This window comes from Shewanella sp. MF05913 (assembly GCF_059758095.1).
Window position 1 is genome coordinate 1 of record NZ_JCAYNT010000008.1, and the last position, 20499, is coordinate 20499.

Here is a 20499-nt window from a genome sequence, read left to right on the forward strand (position 1 = left end):
AGTAGTTAGCTAATTGCATTAGGGCTGCGGGTATATAAAACACCCGATTTACAAGCCGGATATATGAAGGCAATGAATTTGTTTATTAACGCTTCGAGATCACTTGCAAAACGGGTGGGTCCATATATGACGGAGTAGGTGGTGTTACTTTTGGCCTTTAGCCGTCATCTTTTTATTCGTCATCCCTGAGTGCTTGTATCAGGGATCCAGGTGTTTCTTTTGAGTATCAAGATTACTCCACCCACACGTCATCTCTTGCGTAAATGCGTATCAATTTTTGTTGAAATCGAGAATATTCAGGTTGATTGGGGGTAAGTTTGAAAGTAGGGCGCTATCATGCCATTTACTTATCTATTCATTAGAGTCGGCAAGAGTGCCTATATCCAATTTCATAATGGTGCAAATTGGTATAAACTTCGCGCCATTAATGAGTAGAGGAAATTGTTATGCGGGTTGCGTTAGGTATTGAATATGATGGAAGTGGTTTTTTCGGTTGGCAACGCCAGGCGGATGTCGATTCAGTGCAAGCTCAGCTTGAAAAAGCGTTAACTTATGTGGCAAATGAACCCATAGAGGTTTTTTGTGCAGGCCGAACCGATTCGGGTGTGCATGGCACAGGCCAGGTAGTGCATTTTGACACTACAGCAGACCGGCCATTAACGGCCTGGACATTGGGTATTAACGCCAATTTACCCGACAGCATTGCCGTGCGCTGGGCAAAAGAAGTCGACGACAGTTTTCATGCACGTTTTAGTGCAACCGCACGCCGTTATCGTTATGTGATTTACAATCACCAACTGCGCCCGGGTATTTTACGCTCAGGTGTGAGTCATTATCACGGCGATATTGATGAAACATTAATGCATCAAGCAGCACAATTACTCTTGGGTGAGCACGACTTTACCAGTTTTCGTGCGGTGCAATGCCAGTCAAATACTCCGTTTCGTAACGTTCACAAAGTCAATGTCACGCGCCAAGGCATGTATGTGATGGTTGATATTCAAGCCAATGCATTTTTACATCATATGGTACGCAATATTGTTGGGTCGTTACTCGAGATTGGTTTAGGTAATCAACCTATCAACTGGATAAGTGAATTATTGGCATTAAAAGATCGTAATCAAGCAGCGGCAACCGCAAAGCCCAATGGTTTGTATTTAGTTGATGTGACATATCCAGAGCAATATCAAATCCCTAAACTGGCTCTTGGGCCATTGTTTATGTTGGATTAAGTTAAGCGTCAGTCAAACAAAGTGAGATGTTATATGTCGGCTATTAATGAAATGCATGTTCCTAACCTGCAATCGAGTTTAGACCAATGGCTAGACTATTTATTGGCTATCCACCCAAGTGAAATTGACATGGGGCTGACTCGTGTTGAACAAGTGGCTAAGCGTTTAGCATTATTAGCATTAGCGCCAACAAAAGTGATTACTGTGGCGGGCACAAACGGCAAGGGCACCAGTTGCGCTATGCTTGAGTCTATTTTGCGCCAATCGGGCTTAACTGTAGGCGTGTATAGCTCGCCACATTTATTGCGTTACAACGAGCGAGTGCGGATTAATCAGCAAGACGCCAGTGATGCATCTCTTATTGAGGCATTTTGTGCCATTGAAGCCGCTAGAGCAGAGATTTCACTGACTTTTTTTGAATACGCGACCTTAGCGGGCTTATATTTATTTAAGGCTGCCAACGTGGATGTGGCCATTCTTGAGGTTGGATTAGGTGGTCGTTTAGACGCAACCAATATTATTGATTCAAATGCTGTAATACTGACCTCAATTGACCTTGATCATCAAGAGTATCTTGGCGACACCCGTGAATTAGTCGGCCGTGAAAAAGCCGGGGTTTTTAGGCCGCATTGCATTGCGGTAGTGGGTGAGCCTGAGTTACCTCAATCAGTTAAAGATTACGCTGAATACATGCAAACGGAACTGTATCGGGTGGGTTTTGAATTTGATTATCATGTTTCTCCAACGGATGCGGCAACATGGCATTTTAAGTCGAAACAACATCATTATGACAACTTACCGGTACCGCGTTTACCGTTACCGAATGCTGCTAGTGTTGTTGCTTTAGTGAGCCAGGTTTGGCCCACTATTACTCAGCAACAAATTAGTGATGGTTTGGTCAATGCGCAACTTGCTGGGCGCTTAGAGCAAGTGAGTCAGCAACCTTTGGTGTTGCTTGACGTTGCCCATAATCCCCACGCAGCTCGGTATTTAGCAAAGCAATTACAGGCTTATCAAGGCCGACGTATTGTGGCATTGTGTGGCATGTTAAAAGACAAAGACATCAAGGCTGTACTGGCACAATTAGCACCACAGATTAACCAGTGGCACTTAGTTGGGTTAGACAACCCTCGTGGTGCGTCAGCTGAGCAGCTATATCAAGCATTACCAGATGATGATAGCCGTGCAACTGCCGTACAATATAACGATATCGCTAGCGCTTGGCAGGGAATACATCAGTCAATATCCAAAGACGATGTGGTTATTGTGTTTGGTTCTTTTTATACTGTTGCAGGTTTTAAGGCTGTGTAAGTCTTTTTAGCTCATTATTGTCAGTTACTGATTAGTGACTACTGACTAGTGAGTTTAAGTTCGATAGAGCATTATTTTAAAAGGGAATTCGCTTTGAATCGTCAATTTCAAAATCGTTTGGTGGGCACCATTGTGCTTGTCGCGTTAGGGGTGATTTTTTTACCCGACTTATTGGATGGTAAAAAAACTCAAGTGGTTGAGGAATTTACTGAAATTCCATTACGGCCATTAGCCAAAAGTCACAATAATTCAAATAACACTCAAGCAACTAAACTGGCCGAAGACACGGTTGAAGAGTTTCAGGTGCTAACCATAGCTGAGCCGCAAGACTTGGGCAGTGATGTGGTTGAGCTCGGTACTGAAGAGCCTGTAGCGGTCGCTAAAAAGGTTGAAAGTAAACCTGTTCAAGCAGTGCCGGCTAAAACTCAACCTAAAACTGAGCCCGTTAAAGTGGTTGCTCAAGCTAAAGCGCCGGTAAAAACCGCCATTACAGCCGGCTTTACTCTACAGCTCGGTGGATTTAACAACGCTGCCAATGTCAGTGCATTGATTGCTCAGTTGCGTAAAGCGGGGTTCACGGCCTACACATTGCCAGCCAAACCTGTCGATGGCAGGTTAACCCGAGTGTTTGTTGGCCCTGAAGTTTCTGAGTCGAAGCTTAAAGCACGCCAAGACCCCATTTTCAAATTAACTGGGTTAAAGGGCAAGATCATTGCCTACAATCCTCAAGAACAATAACTCGTTCAGACGGCAGTAGAGTTGTGTGGTTGAAATTAGCAAATTGATTGTTCGCAATCACGCATGAATAATTTGAACAATCAGGGGTGAGAAACATCTCAGTCTCTGTTAGAATCGCGCCGTCTTGAACCCTATACCGGATCCCCATTTTCATGGTTTGGATTGATTACGCAATTATTATCATTATCGGGTTATCAACTATTATTAGTTTGATCCGCGGATTCGCAAAAGAAGCCATGTCACTTGTGGTTTGGTTTGCCGCTTTCTTTATCGCTAGCCAGTTTTATCTCGATCTTGCCGCGCATTTAACTCAAATGCAGGACGAGTTAGTTAGAAACGGTGTCGCGATTGCCATTCTGTTTGTCGTTACCCTGATCCTAGGGGCATTAGTCAATTATTTATTAGGTCAGTTGGTGTCTAAAACTGGCTTGTCAGGCACAGACCGAATATTAGGTTTGTGCTTTGGTGCCATACGTGGCGCCTTGATAGTTAGTGCATTACTGTTCTTTATGGATGCATTTACTGCATTTCCAGACACCGTTTGGTGGAAAGACTCAGTACTTGTACCCGAATTTGGCGTGGTTATTCAGTGGTTTTTTGACTATCTCGAAAACACCTCAAGCTTTGTACCCAAAATATAATTATAAACATAGAACACCTTACAGTGAGGAACCTTACCCATGTGTGGTATCGTCGGAATAGTAGGAAAATCAACAGTTAACCAAACCATTTATGATGCGCTGACTGTGCTTCAACATCGTGGACAAGATGCTGCAGGTATTGTGACTGTAGACATCAATGCGTTTCGTTTACGTAAAGCGAATGGCTTGGTTAAAGATGTGTTTGAACCTAAACACATGCAACGTTTACAAGGCAATGCTGGCATTGGTCATGTGCGTTATCCTACCGCGGGTAGCTCTAGTGCTTCTGAAGCTCAGCCGTTTTATGTTAACTCGCCGTTTGGTATCTCGTTAGCGCATAACGGTAACTTAACCAACACGATTGAGTTAGCTGAAAGCCTAGTTACAAAACGCCGTCATGTGAACACCACATCTGACTCAGAAATCTTACTCAACTTATTAGCAGACGAACTACAAGAGACGCGTAGCTTGTCATTAAGTGCTGACGAAGTGTTTGATGCCGTAGCCAAAGTCCACGCCCAAACCCGTGGTGCTTATGCGGTAGTCGCAATGATTATTGGCCAGGGCCTAGTTGCGTTTCGTGACCCATTTGGTATTCGTCCTTTAGTGTTGGGTAAACACGAAACGGCGACGGGTACTGAGTACATGGTCGCGTCTGAAAGTGTTGCTTTAGACGCCGTTGGCTTTGAAGTGATGCGCGATGTTGCACCTGGTGAAGCGATTTACATTTCACTTGATGGTCAGTTATTTACTCGCCAATGTGCTGTCGACCCAAGTTATGCACCGTGTATTTTTGAATTTGTGTACTTTGCCCGTCCAGATTCAAGCATCGACAAAGTGTCAGTTTATGCTAGCCGCGTAAACATGGGTGCTAAGTTAGGTGAAAAGATTAAGAAAGAATGGGAAGATCATGATATTGATGTGGTTATTCCTATTCCAGAAACCTCGTGCGATATCGCATTAGAAATCGCACGTTGTATGGACTTGCCGTACCGTCAAGGTTTTGTTAAAAACCGCTATATTGGCCGTACGTTTATTATGCCGGGTCAGCAAGAGCGTAAAAAGTCTGTACGTCGTAAGCTCAACGCGATTAATACCGAATTTAAAGGTAAAAACGTGTTATTAGTCGATGATTCTATTGTGCGTGGTACCACGTCAGAACAGATTATCGAAATGGCACGTGAAGCAGGCGCGAAGAAAGTATACTTTGCATCAGCGGCACCTGAAATTCGTTTCCCGAACGTGTACGGTATCGACATGCCGACTTCTAATGAGCTTATTGCTCATGGTCGTGACGCAGATGAAATTGCTAAAATCATTGGTGCCGACGGCATTATTTTCCAAGACTTAAGCGACTTAATTGAAGCGGTAAGAATGGAGAATCCTGAAATTAAGCGTTTCGAAACGTCAGTATTTGACGGTCACTATATTACCAACGACGTGAATCAAGAATATTTAGACCACTTGACTCAGTTACGTAATGACGACGCCAAAGCCAACCGCAGCAAAGATATCGGCACTAACTTAGAAATGCACAACGAGTGTCATCCATAAGTTAACCCAGATTTTGTGAGCGAACAAACCAGCATGAAAATGCTGGTTTTTTTATGGGTGTTAAAAATTTTAAGTGCTAGAAAGCTAGAAAGCTAGAAAGCTAGAAACCTAAAATGCTAAAACCAAAACCAAAACCAAAACCAAAACCAAAACCAAAACCAAAACCAAAACCAAAACCTAAATCAATAGCAACACCTGGATCCCTGATAAAAGATCTCAGGGATGACGGCATAAAAATACGTCGTCACGGCAGTGCTGTTGAGCCGCGACCAAGATGCTAGTTTCTTTACGTCGTCCCGGCAATGCTGTTGAGCCGGGATCCAGGTGTTGGTTTTTGACTGTTAAGTGAAATCAATAGCAACACCTGGAGCCCTGATAAAAGATCTCAGGGATGACGGCATAAAAATACGTCGTTCCTGCAATGATGAGCCGCAGCCAAGATGCTAGTTTCTTTACGTCGTCCCGGCAATGCTGTTGAGCCGGGATCCAGGTGTTGCTTTTTGGCTGTTAAGTGAAATCAATAGCAACACCTGGATCCCTGATAACAGATCTCAGGGATGACGGCATAAAAATACGTCATTCCTGCAATGATGTTGAGCCGCGGCCAAGATGTTGCTTTTCTACGTCGTCCCGGTAATGCTGTTGAGCCGGGATCCAGGTGTTGCTTTTTGGCTGTTAAGTGAAATCAATAGCAACACTGGATCCCTGATAACAGATCTCAGGGATGACGGCATAAAAATACGTCATTCTTGCAATGATGTTTAGCCGCGACCAAGATGCTAGTTTCTTTACGTCGTCCCGGCAGTGCTGTTGAGCCGGGATCCAGGTGTTGCTTTTCTTTATGTCGCCCCAGTAACAAAGTTGATCAGGACACTTGTGTTAGTTTTAGACTTTTAAGCTACATCAACTCGAATATTTACAAACAAATCGTTTGATAATCATGTAGCGCTTGTGCTGCTTTTTGCGGATTAGACAGACTTATCTTTTGATAATGTGTCAGCACTTTATTTAAATAACGCTGAGCAATATCGCGTTGCGCTTCGGAGCTGCATTGCCACATTTTCCCGCCCACCGGGTTTATTGGCGAGGTTGCCAGGGGCGTTGCTATTGCCGAGTCTATTTTGTTGCGAGATACGTACAATATTTCATAAAAGCGGCGATTTTCTTCAAGCAATTTCTCATCAATTAAGTGGCATTCAAGCTTGATAAGCTGCTGGCGTAATTCGTACTGGTGGTGCACTGGGCAGAGCATAAAATCAATTTGCAGTTCAAGGTTATTTCGGCAAATTGAATTAACAAGCTCGATCATCAAATCTCCACCCACGCCTGCGATAACAACCAGTGGCGTTTCTGGCAGTGGCGTTTCTGAATAATCTGATAAAGGGATCTGTGCGACATCGATACAATGTACATGCCATTGAGGAATGAATTGGCGCGGATAAAAGCGCTGCAACTTGTCTTCTAATTGTTGCATTAAACTTGGCACAATATCGACAAAATGAATCGTCGGTGCCGCCTGTCTTGATAATAACGCCGCACCCAATAAACCATGGTCACAGCAACAATCCCAAATGTGCGCATAGCCTGCTGGGATCATGTCATTGAGCTGAGTTAAGCGCTGGCCAAGTTTCATTATATTATACCAATTCCATTAATTATGTGACCAATCAGAGTCACTCAGATTGTTCAGTTTGAGGCGCATTGTTGAAATAATGGTTATTCCCTTCTAAGACAATGCAACAAAGAAATGAACGGTCTGAGTGTCTCCTGCAAGGCGGGTTTCTGTGCCTTCTATGCTGCTTAATAACATTTTGTCGTACGACTGCATGGATGCAGAAGGTAGAGCAACGCAGGAGCAGTTGCCGAGAGCAACTATGTCTTCAATCCTATTACTTGCCTAGAAGGCACAGAATTCCCGCTGAATGACCAGATAATTAGTGGAATTGGTATTATTCGTTTAGGCAAATAAAACCCGCATTGTAATGATTTTTACGCTCAATACTATGCAATTTGCAGCACGTTAAATTTACAGGTAATCTATACTGTAATTTTATACAGTTAACTGGCGCGATTTATGGTTGTGCTTACTGAATCTTTGCGACCTGATAATGGATTATGATTTTATATATTGCTGAAAAACCCAGTCTGGGCCGAGCTATTGCCGATGTATTGCCAAAACCTCATAAAAAAGGTGATGGTTTTATTACTGCTGCCAACGGGGATTGTGTGTCCTGGTGTATTGGCCATTTGCTCGAACAAGCTGAGCCAGATGCCTATGATGATGCGTTCAAGTCATGGAAACTTGAACATTTACCCATAGTGCCACAAACCTGGAAGCTACAGCCAAAGCCTAAAACCCGTAGCCAATTGACCGTGCTGCGTAAACTAGTCAAGCAAGCATCATCAATCATAAATGCGGGCGATCCAGACAGAGAAGGGCAACTTTTAGTCGATGAAGTGATTTCATATCTAGGCGTAAAAGGCGACAAACTCAATCAAGTTCAGCGATTATTGATTAGCGATTTAAACCCGCAAGCCGTAAAACGCGCGCTAGGGCAGTTACGCAGTAACCGTGAATTTGTGCCGTTATCAACCTCGGCATTAGCACGCAGCCGCGCCGATTGGTTATACGGCATGAACATGACGCGCGCGTATACTATTCAAGGGCGCAAAGTCGGCTATCAAGGTGTGTTGTCGGTTGGCCGAGTTCAAACGCCTTTACTCGGCTTAGTGGTGCGCCGTGATGATGAAATTGCTGATTTTATTCCTAAAGCATTTTATGAAGTGTTAGCCCACTTATTGACCGACCAACAACACGCTTTTACGGCCAAATGGCAACCGAGCGATGCATGCCAACCTTATATGGACGAAGATGGTAGGGTATTAGCCAAAGGGTTAGCCGAAAATGTGGTTGCTCGTATTAATGGCAAACCGGCTGAAGTGACTAAATTAGAAGCCAAAGACAAGCGTCAAAATCCGCCATTGCCTTACAGTTTATCTGCACTGCAAATCGATGCAGCTAAACGTTTCGGCTTGTCAGCTAAAGAAGTGCTAGACACTTGTCAAAGTTTGTATGAGCGCCATAAGCTCATTACTTACCCACGTTCAGACAGCCGTTATTTGCCCAAAGATCAACTTGCATTAGCCCCCAAAGTATTAGATGCCGTGCTTAAAGGGGCTTCTGGGTTAGTTGAAGGCTGCGATGTGCCAAATGCTAAGCTTAAATCTAAAGCCTGGGATGAATCTAAAGTCGATGCTCACCATGCAATCGTGCCTACCGAAAAAGTCGCTAACTTATCAGCATTATCAAGTAACGAAGCTAAGTTGTATCAGCACGTGGCTCGCCAATATCTCGCACAATTTTATCCCGCTTATGTGTATGCAGAAACCGCCGTTGAAGTGACCATTGCTGGCGGCTTATTTACTACCAAAGCGCGCCAAGATAAAACGTTAGGTTGGAAACAATTGTTCAAGCGAACAACTGCAAACCAAAGCAGTAGTCATTCAAACAACAATGACGATGACGACGATAATGTACAGTCGCTACCGCCGCTGGTAAAAGGCCAAATACTCCAATGTGAGCGTGGTGAATTATTAGAAAAAATGACTCAAGCGCCAAAGCATTTTACCGATGCCACCTTATTAGGCGCCATGACGGGCATTAGCCGTTATGTCACAGATAGCAACATTAAAAAAATCCTTAAAGAAACCGATGGTTTAGGCACAGAGGCCACCCGTGCAGGCATAATTGAATTACTGTTTAAGCGCGGGTATTTAGTTCGTCAGGGCAAAGCCATTAAAGCGACGCCAGTGGGCGTTGGCTTAATACGTAGTTTGCCAGACTCGGCCACCACACCCGACATGACCGCATTATGGGAAAACAGCCTCGATGCTATCAGCCAAAAACGCTTAAAGTACGATGCCTTTATGCAGCCATTACTCAGTCAGTTAGATGGTTTAATAACCCAGGCATCGAGCCAGTTACCTTCGGCATTACAAGGTGTCGCGAGTGCGGCACCAAAACGGAGTTTTAAAAAACCGTATAAAAAGAAGACCAAAGCAAAAGCGAAATAATTTAGGGTGTTAATTGGTATGATAAAAGGATTGCACAGTGTCAATGCCAGAGTGAACTTTTATTTCATTAATTACATACTGTAAGTATACAAATATAGATATAGATACAAATTAAAGGAGGGTGTATGAAAAGCACATTATTGTTAACCATCTTGGCCACAAGTTTATTGTCTTATGCGTCTAATGCCACCGCAGATAAAGCCATTTTGGCTGGTGGATGTTTCTGGTGTATGGAGTCTGATTTTGAAAAACTTGATGGTGTTACTGATGTGATTTCAGGATTTACCGGCGGAAACATTAAAGACCCTATCTATAACGGTAACCACCGAGGTCATTATGAAGCAGTTGAGATCACTTATGACCCTAACAAAGTCAGCTACGAACAATTGTTAGCACATTACTGGGTTAACATTGACCCTTTTGATGCACAAGGACAATTTTGCGATAAAGGCTCGAGCTATTTAAGTGCCATTTTTGTGGCAAACGACACTGAAAGAGCGATTGCACAGCAGTCTAAAAGCAAAGTCGAAAAGCAGTTTCCTAATAATAAAGTGGTCACGCCTATTTTAAATGCGTCGATATTTTATCCGATAAAAGGCGATGAGAGTTACCATCAGGATTACTATAAAAACAACCCTATTAGATATAATGCTTACCGCTGGAACTGCGGCAGAGACAAAAGGTTAGCAGAGATTTGGGGTGATAAAGCGACACATTAGGTTTTTTGATGGTCTGTGACTGTTGACCTTTATAGCCACAGACCATGCTGATTGGGTATAAAGATTAATCCAACACGCTTTTATCTAAAATGCCTTTAGCGATTAATTTTTGTAACACCGCGCGGGTTTGCTGCTTGAGCATGTCGCGTAATAATCGAGTGGCAGGGGTGATGGACTGTCTGCTTGGAAATATTAACCACAATTCAGTGGATTTGACCTGGTAGTCTGACATGATGCTAACAAGGTTATTGGCCAGTAAATCATGTGCTAAATCTAAGCATGATTTTGCGGCGATGCCTTTGCCGCTGACACACCAACGCCTGACTAAGTCAGCATCATTGGCGACTCGATTGCCCGATACTTTCACTTTAATACTGTCTTCGCCCTGGTTAAATTCCCATATGTCGTGGGTTAAGTTTTGTAGTTGATACAGTAGTGCATTATGTTCGGCTAAATCTTGCGGGTGTTTAGGTGTGCCATATTGGTCTAAATACGTTTGTGAAGCGCAGATTAACCTTGGCACATTGCAAATTTTAAACCCATATAAATTTGCATCATTAGGTGAACCGTAACGAAGCGCTAAGTCGACAGAATCGCGATAAAAATCAACGTTAGTATCACTAATGCTGACACGTAAGCTCACTTTTGAGTGAGTGTCCATAAAGTCGTCAATCCAGGGGATAACCACATTACGGCCCAAATCGGATGACACCGATAACCGTAAGTCGCCGTCAACAATGTCTAGCTCACCTTTCATATTCTGTTTGGCTTGATCAAGCATCAACATGGCTTGTTCGCATTGCGGAATGTACTTTTCACCAGCACTCGATAAGCGTAACTGACGCGTGGTGCGAATAAACAACTCCGCGCCTAAATGGGCTTCAACTCGCTTTAAAGCCGCACTGGCAGTGGCTGTTCGCATGTCTAAATTGGTTGCAGCAGCGGTAATACTGCGAAACTCAGCCACTTTTATCACCACTTGTAAGTCTTCTAAAAGCATGATTGACCATTTTTAATTGATAATGTTTCAATTATTATGCTGTTTATGTGAGATAAAACAAGCGCTAATATAGTTCCATTCAGTTTGAACATCATTTACCGATTTGTACAACAGGAACCACATTATGAAAGCCATTGGATATAAGCAGTCTTTACCTATCACAAACCCTGAATCATTAATCGATGTCACGTTAGCGCAACCTATTGCTACAGGTTATGACTTATTGGTTAAAGTGAGCGCCATAGCAGTCAATCCTGCCGATTATAAAGTGCGCTTAAACATGCCTCCAGCGGATGGTGAAGTTAAAGTGATTGGTTGGGACGCGGTTGGCGAAGTGATTGCTACAGGTGACAAGACAAGTCAATTTAAACCCGGTGATGTGGTGTATTATGCGGGCGACATTACCCGACCTGGCAGCAATGCTGAATATCAATTAGTTGATGAGCGCTTAGTGGGTATGAAGCCTAAGAGCTTATCAAATGCTGAAGCAGCAGCGTTACCTTTAACAGCTATCACTGCATGGGAGTTATTGTTTGAGCACTTAACCATTAAACAGCAAAGCCCTGGCTTAACTGATAAATCTAACGAAGTAATTTTAGTGGTTGGCGCCGCGGGTGGTGTGGGTTCTATTTTTGTCCAAATTGCGAAAGCCATTACCGGAGCAACTGTTATTGCAACCGCATCACGCCAAAGCTCAAGCGATTGGGTTAAAAAGTTAGGTGCCGATTATGTTGTTGACCACACCAAGCCACTGACGGCGCAAATCGAAGCGTTAAATATTGGGCCAGTTACTCACGTAGCAAGCTTAAACAGCACAGACACTTATTTTGAAAGTTACACTGAAGTGCTTGCACCCTTTGGTAAAATCGCCATGATTGATGATCCTCAAGCGCTGGATGTCACTAAACTTAAGCTTAAGAGTTTGTCATTGCACTGGGAGTTTATGTTTGCTCGTTCAATGTTTAAGGCGGCAGACATGCAAGAGCAAAGTCGTTTACTAAACCGTGTGGCTGATCTTGTTGATCAAGGTTATATTCAAACCACATTAGGCCAACACATGGGCGAAATTAACGCCGCTAACTTACGCGCAGCGCACCAAGCGTTAGAAACAGGCAAATCAATCGGTAAGATTGTACTTGAAGGGTTTTAATTGTTTGCGTTAGATTTGATTGTTTATTTTATATTATTTATTTAAAACAGGATTCAACATGTCTCAGTTAACTGTCGTTGCCAATATTACCGCCAGAGCAGATAAAATCGAGTTAGTGAAAGCCGAATTATTGAAATTGGTTGATGTGACTCGTGCTGAAGAAGGCTGTATTAACTACGATTTACATCAAGATAATGCAAACCCAGCGCATTTTATGTTTTATGAAAACTGGCAGAGCCGTGAATTATGGCAAGTTCACATGGGCAATCAGCATATCGCTAATTTTGTGGCAGCCACTAAAGATTGTATTGTTGAGTCTATGCTTAACGAAATGAGTGTTATCAGTTAGTTTTTTATGTTTGTCCTTTAGCCTCTCTTAGCAGAACGTAAAATGTTCTGCTTTTTTTGTCGATTTTTTTCAGCAACTTGTGAGACACTCAAGTGATGTAAAGTGCAGGTAGCTAGTTTTACACTGCGTTGCATGACTTCGAAAGAGAATAACTATTCATTCAGTCATTCGCCTTGTTTAAGCCCTTTTAAATTCTCGCTGAGAGATCACTTACTAACGCGGAATGGTATTAAGATGGACATTAGATTTACACAACTGCAATGCCGTTCATCGAGTGTCACTCTGGCGATTGATGAATGGCTAATTGCATCACAACAATCGTGGGGTGCATTTAGCACCGAAGGCGATGTTGGGGCAATATTAGGCCAACTATTAACCCACACGCCTCACCATCAACCACTCGATTATTCAGGCAATATTACCGGTGTAGACCCGTCGCAGGTCGCTGTGGTGTCTTTGCTGGCACAACAAGCGCTGCTTGAAGATATTCTTGAGCAAGATGACAGTGAGTCTCTCGGCTACACAGACCCTAAAACCACGGTGTTTGGAGTGATTTATGGCCAGTGCCATGATAACGCCATGACGCACAAGTTGTTACAAGAGCTTGATTTAACCCATTTAAGCCAAAGCAGTTTTACTCAATTATCGACAGGTGAAGGGCGCAGAGTCATGCTGGCTCGCGCCGTTGCCATCCAAGTGCCTTTTTTAGTGCTAGACGAACCTTATGCTGGGCTCGATGTTAATCACCGACACACCTTAACTGAATATTTACGACAGTTGTCGCACAGCATGCAAATCTTAATAGTGGTGTCTCGGGAAGAAGATTTGCCTCAGTGGATTGAGCATGTTGCCTTGTTTAGTCACGGTAAGTTAGACAGTGTGATGAGCAAGCCTGAGTGGGATAACCACCCCGTTATTAACCAGTTAACCGCACAGTCTGGGCAGCAAAGTGAAGAATTATTAGCACTTATTCGACGTCATCGTCACAGTGCCAAGTTTGCCGACCCGGTATTTGAACTGCACAATGGCCGAGTGGCATACAGCGATAAAGTGATTTTCTCTGGGGTGAATTGGCGTATCGATAATGGCGTACACTGGCAAGTAAAAGGCCCTAATGGCTGTGGTAAAAGTACCTTGTTAGGGCTTATTTTTGGTGATCATCCTCAGTGTTACAGCAACGATATCGATATTTTTGGTAAAAAGAGAGGCTCGGGCGAGAGCATTTGGGAAATCAAACAACATATTGGCATGGTGTCGTCAGCATTGCATATGCAATATCGGGTTAATTGCAGTGCGCTAGATGTGATTGTGTCGGGCTTTTATGACTCAATCGGTTTGTACCAAAAGCCTACGCAACAGCAAGTGGCTATCGCAACAGAATGGTTAGCTATGTTACATATGGGACATTTAGCTAAAACCGCATTTAAACAATTAGAGTATGGCCAGCAACGTTTATTGTTAATTGCCAGGGCCATTGTTAAGCAGCCAACCTTGTTGATCCTCGATGAGCCCTACCAGGGTTTAGATTATTTAGGCCGTAGGCTGATTAAAAACTCTCTTGAATTGATAGCCAAAGAACAGTTAAGCCAATTACTTTATGTGTCACATTATCAACAAGATAGCCTTGATAGTATTGAGCACTACATTGAATTTGTGCTAGATGATGCACTGCAAGGCTATCGGGCAGTAGTTAGCGGACCGACGTTAAAATAACCTGATGTGATGGTCACTTAAAAAACAGTCAACTGAGGTTGGCTGTTTTGTTTTGAGCTGTTAATCGGTATGGCTCATATTCTATTATTAATAAAAAATTGAAAATGTTTCAATTTTTACCCTGTATATGCAGATTAAAGATCAGCGTATGATTATGTCATTACAGTATGCCTCGCAGCATAATGTGTTTTATTGGGGTTGTTTTTGTTATTCGGATAGTTCCGAGTACAGTTAAAGGTTAATCGCTATGTTACTTGATACGCCCATTTGTGATTTTGGCTGGAAAGCACCCAACTTCACCTTAAAAACCCCTCTCGGTGACGCGTTTACCATGAGTGAACATTTAGGCGATAAAGGCTTGTTGATTATGTTTATTTGTAATCATTGCCCTTATGTTAAAGCTATTGCGACTCGCTTAGCCGAGGACACCAAACTGTTGATGGCAGAGGGTATTAATGTCCTTGCTGTGATGTCAAATGACTATCATCAAGTTGACTCTGACTCGCCAGAAAACATGCTTCGTTTTGCCGCGCAGCATGGATTTACTTTCCCGTACCTAGTGGATGAAGACCAGCATGTAGGTCAACAATATGGTGCGGTGTGTACTCCGGATTTTTTTGGCTTTAATGCCCAGGGCGAATTGCAATATCGTGGTCGCCTGGATGATGCCAGGTTACAAAATGATCCTAATCGTGTCCCAGAGTTGGTTAATGCCATGCAATTAATTGCTGCCATTGGCAAAGGGCCTAAACAGCAAACCGCCAGTATGGGCTGTTCAATTAAATGGCGTTAATGCCCTTGAAAACACACTGTTAAGCACAATATATGTGAAATACATATCAGCCGAATTTATTGTTAATCATTTAATTTATTGAAAACGTCTTATTTTATCTTTATGGAGCATCACATGACTCACGCTATTATTTCTGATTTAGAAAAACGTTATACCGCAAAACGCTACGATGCGACTAAGCGCGTATCAGCAGCCGACTTAGCTGTTATTTATGATGCAATGGTGTTGTCACCTTCATCAATTAACTCTCAACCATGGAAGTTTATCGTGATTGAAAGTGATGAAGCTAAGCAACGTCTGCATGACTCTTTTGCAAACAAATTTCAGTTTAACCAACCACACGCTAAAGCCGCTTCGCACACAATATTGTTTGCCTATAACCCAAAGTATACTCGTGAAGATTATGCCAAAGTGGTAGATCAGGGTATTACAGATGGCCGTACTAAGCCAGAAGAGCGAGAAGGTGCTTTTGGTGCATATGCGTTTGTTGATTTAAACACTGACGCAGCGGGCAATAACGCTGCCTGGACTAAGTCGCAAACTTATTTAGCACTGGGTAACACCATGCACACGCTAGCACGTCTTGGCATTGACTCTACGCCGATGGAAGGTGTTGATAGTGAAATGTTAGGCCAAATTTTTGCAAAAGAATTAGACGGTTATGTCTGTGATGTGGCGCTAGCCTTTGGCTATCACCACTCAGATGAAGACTATAACGCTAAACTGCCTAAGTCTCGCCTAGCTGCTGAGCTGGTATTGCAAGTATTGTAATGGCTATATCGTTGTAGAGCGATTCGATCCCATTAAAAAAGGGGCATAAGATTTTGTCTTATGCCCCTTTTTTATTCTTTCTTCTTTCTTATTTCTTATCAGATATTAACGCAAACAATGGCCACGATTAAGGCTAATGAGTTTGTCTAACACTCGCTCGCCGTCCATGCGAATACCGTTGTGTTCATACTCTGAGGTGAGCCAATATTTAAGATGGCCCACTTGCTTGGCTGTTTCTAAGCTGTACTGCATTTCGACAAACATATCTTCGCTGTATATCGCCGCGGCAACGGGCACTTTATTGGCGGCAAGTTGCTCCAGGTTGTATAAGGCTGGCCAATCTTTTTTCGCGGCGATTAAATTGGCCGCTTGTTGCAGTGGTTCAAGTTGTTCAAATTGAGAAAACATCCATGGGTACACCATTTCGCCGGTAAAGAATAAGGATTTACCTGGGCTGTAGTTAAATTGGTTGTATTGCGCACGCACTCTATGCGCAGCCCAGGCGGATGCTTGTTGCTGGCAGTAAATTGACTCATGCATTAATGCGAAAATGGGGTTGGTGTTGTAATCAAGAAATTGACTAAATTGATGCAAAAACAACGGGTTTACATCAACACCATGAGGCGTGTCTATTAAGGCCTGTTCCAGTAAATAATAAACAGATTCGGGCCCTTGTTCCATGCCCAGGTTAATGCCTAATAGCTGGAGCATTTCTACGGTTAATAACTCACCCGTATCAAGGTAGACTTTATTGTCGAACAGGTATTTAGCCAGTGTATCGACTAAGACTCTTGCATCGCTAAAACGGGTGAAAAAATCATTGTTTTTGGCGATAACACGCTGATAAGTGGCCTGGTAAACCTCATCTGCAGGACGGGTTAATGAGGGGATCCCCCCTGTGATGTAGGCTTCTTTTAAACCTTCTGGTGCGGCAGATAAATAATGTAATACACAAAAGCCGCCAAAGCTTTGGCCTAAAATACTCCAAGGCTCACCTGGAGATAATTTAGTGCGAATATACTCAGCATCGCGAATAATGTTGTCGGCACGGAAAAAGCTTAAATAGTCGGCCTGATCGGTGGCGCTCATGTAACTTAAACTAGTGGCATTAACGGGAGTCGATAACCCTGTGCCACGTTGGTCTAGTAGCAGTACCCGATATTCTTTTAGTGCGCGTTTAATCCAACCACTATTACTCAGAGGTCTTACTGCGCCAAAGCCCGGGCCTCCCTGGAAAAAGACTAAGTAAGGCAGTTGCTTGTGTTGGTTTTCAACGCTAACTAACTCTCGGGCAAATACGGTAATTTGCTTGCTGGGACTTTGTTGGTAATCAAGTGGCACCGAGAAAAAATGTTTACGAGCTTTGATGTCTGATAAAGTCATATCAATGTGCATACATATCCTACTAAGTCTGTGGGAAGCATTACGAGTCGCTTTGAACTGCGCGATTATTGTTAGTTCGGTTCAGTTAATTAAGTGCTTAGCACTGAGCAAGCGGCTCGTTAATAACCCATGGGTGATTAAATTGGGCGCTATCGCATTTATAGATTGTACATCAACAATGCAAAGCTTGATGGGTATCACATTAAAAAGCTATCTAGATCAATACTGCCTAGGTAAAATTAACGGATAATCAACATATGAGCATAAGCGTGAGGTTGTCGATGAAGTATCAAATTATCCCCGTTACTCCTTTCCAGCAAAACTGTAGTGTTATTTGGTGCGAAAAAACCTTAAAGGCCGCGGTGGTTGATCCTGGTGGTGATATTGAAAGGATAATGGCTGAGATCACTAAGTTGGGTTTGAGCGTGGAGAAAATTTTACTGACTCATGGGCATATCGATCATGTTGGCGGTGCGGCGAGTTTAGCGGCAACATTATCAGTACCAATCATTGGTCCGCATGAAGCCGATAAATTTTGGTTAGATAACCTCGTTAAGCAAAGTCAGAACTTTGGCTTTGCGCGGGCTGAAGCATTTGAACCAACGCAATACCTTAATGAAGGAGATGAGGTGACTATTGGCGAGCAGACCCTCAGAGTGTTGCATTGCCCAGGTCATACTCCCGGGCATATTGTGTTTTATAATGCCCAAGCTAAGTTAGCCTGGGTTGGTGATGTGTTATTTAGAGGCTCTATTGGCCGCACCGACTTTTCGCAGTCTAATCATCAAGACTTACTGCATTCCATTACCACTAAATTGTGGCCTTTAGGGCAAGACGTCAGCTTTATTCCTGGCCATGGGCCGATGTCGACCTTTGCTGATGAGCGCCAGCATAATCCGTTTGTCGCGGATCAGTTATTTGATTGAAAACTGCGTTAACATTATGCCAGTAGTTTGGTTAAGTCATTGTTAAAATTACTTACTTTTTAACCTTTACGTGTATTTATACATAAATTGAAACTAATGATTCTTTGCATTGTAAAGGCAGTCTGTTAGCTTAGTAGGCTGCGTTTATTAAGATGGACAGTTTTCATGGTTCAACACCTTGTTGATTTACTCGATACCTGGTTACCTACATATCAAGAAGATTGGGTTTTAGCGGTTTTAACTCAAGTGCAAGGGTCTTCTTACCGTAAGCCCGGCGCTATCATGTTATTTCATCCCATGGGGAAAAGCCTGGGCATGCTCAGTGGCGGTTGCCTTGAGGCTGATCTTCGCCGCCATGCTCAACGTGCGATTCAAACCCAACAAGTTCTGCAATTAACCTACGATGCCACAGACGAGTCTGATACCAGTTATCAGCTAGGTTGTGGAGGCATTGTCAATATTATGATGGTGTCGCTGAATAAAGCGAATAATTACCTCGGGCTCGTTAAAGTTCATGACGCGCTAATGCGTGGTGATAGTGGTACTTATCAGCTCAATATTGCCGAGGATGGTGCGTCAAGCCACGCGGTGTCGGGATTGTTTGTTGAACAACAAAGTGGCTCGCCAACCGCGATTACCCTAAACACTAAAACTCAAAAAGTGCAGCAACAGCACAATACTGTATTGAATATCCCTCTTAGACCGCCGGTGCATATCGGTATTTTTGGTGGTGGATTAGATGCTCAACCCATAGCGCAAATGGCACAAACTATGGGTTGGAAAGTGTCGGTATTTGATGAGCGCACCGCTTATGCCCGTACTTATGACTTCCCTGGTTGCCAAATTATTAAACATCCAACGCCAAGTATTTCGCAAGATGTACTCAAGGGGTTAGATGCGGCTTTTGTGATGAGCCATAATCTGCAAATTGATGCCAAAACCTTAAAAGCGTTGCAACCGTTGGGATTGGCGTATATTTCGTTATTAGGACCGGTTCATCGGCGCGATAAAGTGCTCGATATCGCTGAGCTAAGTGTTGATTACTTTAGTGGTTATTTCTCTGCACCAGCAGGTTTAGCATTAGGTGGTGAATTACCCGGTTCAGTCGCCTTAAGTATTTTATCTCAGTGTCATGGTGTGTTGTATCACAGCAAATTGACCAGCCTTGATTGCGTGATGCTGTAAGGATGACTATCTCGTCATCGCCTCATATTGTGAGTGTCATTTTAGCCGCAGGTGCGAGCAGTCGCTTTAACGGCAGTAAAATCACCGCTAAAATTCAAGACGATCAAAGCGTGCTATCCCATAGTATCGCCACGCTTAATCAACTCAGTACAACGGCCAATATCGCTGCGCCCGTGGTGATATTGGGCGCGCATATTAGTGATGAGGTGATGGCGATTACCGCCGATACCCCGCGGATAATTAATCCACATTGGCAGTTAGGCTTATCAAGCTCGGTTAAACAAGCTGTGGCCTATGCGATTGAGGCAAAAGCCGATGCATTATTGTTGGTGTTAGCCGACCAGGTTGCCTTAACGGTGGATGATTATATGGGCTTGATTGAGGCTTATCAGCACAATGGCCACACTAGCTGCAGTTTTTATCATCAAGATGTCGGTGTACCGGCTATTTTTATTGCTGACGACTTTACTGGCTTACTGTCGATTGACGGCGATAAGGGCGCTAAGAGCGTGTTAAAACGCCATGCCGAAAAGAATAGTTTAAATATATTGCCCATGGAAAATGCCCAATTTGATATTGATACACCTGCCGATTTAGCCTTGTGGTTGCATCAACAATAATTCGTTTAACTGAACTTGAGCTAGTTCAGTTAAGTTTAATCTAATTCAAGTAACGTTAATAAACCTGTTTATGACGATATCTGCAAGCGGTTGCCACAAATACAAGCTATTTCAATAAATACAAGTAACTGCATTTTTGTTCTTAAGTTTATACCCAATCAACTTGAAGATCCGTGTTTCAGAGCTTCACCGTGTTTTCAATACTAGGCGCGTTAATGCAGTAATGTAGGTACCTTATAAATTAGCGCAACAACGTAGTGGGAACACGGTGAAACTCCCAAAGGGCAAGTTTTACACGCGTTTATGCTGCGTTATTGATTTTGGAAAGGGAACGACCATT

19 protein-coding genes are annotated in these 20499 nt (G+C 43.2%); 15 read left to right on the plus strand and 4 right to left on the minus strand.

Features of this window, described 5'->3' with window-relative positions; genetic code table 11:
* The first annotated feature begins 446 nt into the window (after window positions 1–446).
* The 5 genes from truA (at window position 447) to purF (ending at window position 5476) form a co-directional block, all read left to right on the plus strand.
* On the plus strand, window positions 447–1232 hold the full coding sequence (truA, locus tag AC19MV_RS11255; protein WP_432401255.1) for a tRNA pseudouridine(38-40) synthase TruA: 786 nt from the start codon (window positions 447–449) through the stop codon (window positions 1230–1232).
* A gap of 33 nt (window positions 1233–1265) precedes the next feature.
* Window positions 1266–2543 carry a bifunctional tetrahydrofolate synthase/dihydrofolate synthase gene (folC, locus tag AC19MV_RS11260; RefSeq protein ID WP_498307615.1) on the plus strand — a complete coding sequence of 426 codons (1278 nt, stop codon included), beginning with the start codon at window positions 1266–1268 and terminating at the stop codon, window positions 2541–2543.
* A 93-nt stretch (window positions 2544–2636) separates the two neighbouring features.
* Complete coding sequence (dedD, locus tag AC19MV_RS11265) at window positions 2637–3281, plus strand: cell division protein DedD (RefSeq protein ID WP_498307616.1); 645 nt, start codon at window positions 2637–2639, stop codon at window positions 3279–3281.
* 152 nt (window positions 3282–3433) lie between these two features.
* Window positions 3434–3922 (plus strand): CvpA family protein, encoded by a 489-nt coding sequence (locus tag AC19MV_RS11270; protein ID WP_498307617.1) that lies wholly within the window; start codon window positions 3434–3436, stop codon window positions 3920–3922.
* A gap of 39 nt (window positions 3923–3961) precedes the next feature.
* Complete coding sequence (gene purF, locus AC19MV_RS11275) at window positions 3962–5476, plus strand: amidophosphoribosyltransferase (RefSeq protein ID WP_498296215.1); 1515 nt, start codon at window positions 3962–3964, stop codon at window positions 5474–5476.
* Window positions 5477–5576: 100 nt separating this feature from the next.
* Here the strand turns inward: purF and AC19MV_RS11280 are convergent, their stop codons facing one another.
* Window positions 5577–5708, minus strand: coding sequence for a hypothetical protein (locus tag AC19MV_RS11280; RefSeq protein ID WP_498307618.1), 132 nt, complete (start codon window positions 5706–5708; stop codon window positions 5577–5579).
* Window positions 5709–6392: 684 nt separating this feature from the next.
* Window positions 6393–7109, minus strand: a complete 717-nt coding sequence (locus AC19MV_RS11285; RefSeq protein ID WP_498307620.1) for a tRNA (adenine(22)-N(1))-methyltransferase — start codon at window positions 7107–7109, stop codon at window positions 6393–6395.
* Window positions 7110–7591: 482 nt separating this feature from the next.
* Between AC19MV_RS11285 and AC19MV_RS11290 the strand changes: the two genes are divergently transcribed.
* Window positions 7592–9550, plus strand: a complete 1959-nt coding sequence (locus AC19MV_RS11290; protein WP_498307622.1) for a DNA topoisomerase III — start codon at window positions 7592–7594, stop codon at window positions 9548–9550.
* A 125-nt stretch (window positions 9551–9675) separates the two neighbouring features.
* Window positions 9676–10269 (plus strand): peptide-methionine (S)-S-oxide reductase MsrA, encoded by a 594-nt coding sequence (gene msrA / locus AC19MV_RS11295; RefSeq protein ID WP_498307624.1) that lies wholly within the window; start codon window positions 9676–9678, stop codon window positions 10267–10269.
* A gap of 64 nt (window positions 10270–10333) precedes the next feature.
* Here the strand turns inward: msrA and AC19MV_RS11300 are convergent, their stop codons facing one another.
* A complete protein-coding gene (locus AC19MV_RS11300; RefSeq protein WP_498307626.1) occupies window positions 10334–11269 on the minus strand; it encodes a LysR family transcriptional regulator in 936 nt (311 codons plus the stop codon).
* Between the two features lie 124 nt (window positions 11270–11393).
* Between AC19MV_RS11300 and AC19MV_RS11305 the strand changes: the two genes are divergently transcribed.
* The 5 genes from AC19MV_RS11305 (at window position 11394) to AC19MV_RS11325 (ending at window position 16045) form a co-directional block, all read left to right on the plus strand.
* Complete coding sequence (locus AC19MV_RS11305) at window positions 11394–12419, plus strand: zinc-binding alcohol dehydrogenase family protein (protein ID WP_498307627.1); 1026 nt, start codon at window positions 11394–11396, stop codon at window positions 12417–12419.
* Between the two features lie 58 nt (window positions 12420–12477).
* Window positions 12478–12768 carry a putative quinol monooxygenase gene (locus AC19MV_RS11310; protein ID WP_498307629.1) on the plus strand — a complete coding sequence of 97 codons (291 nt, stop codon included), beginning with the start codon at window positions 12478–12480 and terminating at the stop codon, window positions 12766–12768.
* Between the two features lie 234 nt (window positions 12769–13002).
* Window positions 13003–14481 carry an ATP-binding cassette domain-containing protein gene (locus AC19MV_RS11315; RefSeq protein ID WP_498307631.1) on the plus strand — a complete coding sequence of 493 codons (1479 nt, stop codon included), beginning with the start codon at window positions 13003–13005 and terminating at the stop codon, window positions 14479–14481.
* Window positions 14482–14728: 247 nt separating this feature from the next.
* Window positions 14729–15274: a thioredoxin family protein gene (locus AC19MV_RS11320; protein ID WP_498307633.1), complete on the plus strand. Its 546-nt coding sequence runs from the start codon at window positions 14729–14731 to the stop codon at window positions 15272–15274.
* Window positions 15275–15388: 114 nt separating this feature from the next.
* The gene (locus AC19MV_RS11325; RefSeq protein WP_498307635.1) at window positions 15389–16045 is read left to right on the plus strand and encodes a nitroreductase family protein; all 657 of its coding nucleotides are present in this window, start codon (window positions 15389–15391) and stop codon (window positions 16043–16045) included.
* Between the two features lie 105 nt (window positions 16046–16150).
* On the opposite strand, the gene AC19MV_RS11330 is transcribed toward AC19MV_RS11325, so the two are convergent.
* A complete protein-coding gene (locus AC19MV_RS11330; protein WP_498307637.1) occupies window positions 16151–17440 on the minus strand; it encodes an alpha/beta fold hydrolase in 1290 nt (429 codons plus the stop codon).
* 269 nt (window positions 17441–17709) lie between these two features.
* Here AC19MV_RS11330 and AC19MV_RS11335 point away from each other — a divergent pair, with 269 nt between their 5' ends.
* From AC19MV_RS11335 to AC19MV_RS11345, 3 genes are all read left to right on the plus strand, one after another.
* Window positions 17710–18354 (plus strand): MBL fold metallo-hydrolase, encoded by a 645-nt coding sequence (locus AC19MV_RS11335; RefSeq protein WP_498307639.1) that lies wholly within the window; start codon window positions 17710–17712, stop codon window positions 18352–18354.
* 165 nt (window positions 18355–18519) lie between these two features.
* Window positions 18520–19539, plus strand: coding sequence for an XdhC family protein (locus AC19MV_RS11340; protein WP_498307640.1), 1020 nt, complete (start codon window positions 18520–18522; stop codon window positions 19537–19539).
* A 2-nt stretch (window positions 19540–19541) separates the two neighbouring features.
* Window positions 19542–20159 carry a nucleotidyltransferase family protein gene (locus AC19MV_RS11345; RefSeq protein ID WP_498307642.1) on the plus strand — a complete coding sequence of 206 codons (618 nt, stop codon included), beginning with the start codon at window positions 19542–19544 and terminating at the stop codon, window positions 20157–20159.
* Window positions 20160–20499 lie beyond the last annotated feature (340 nt).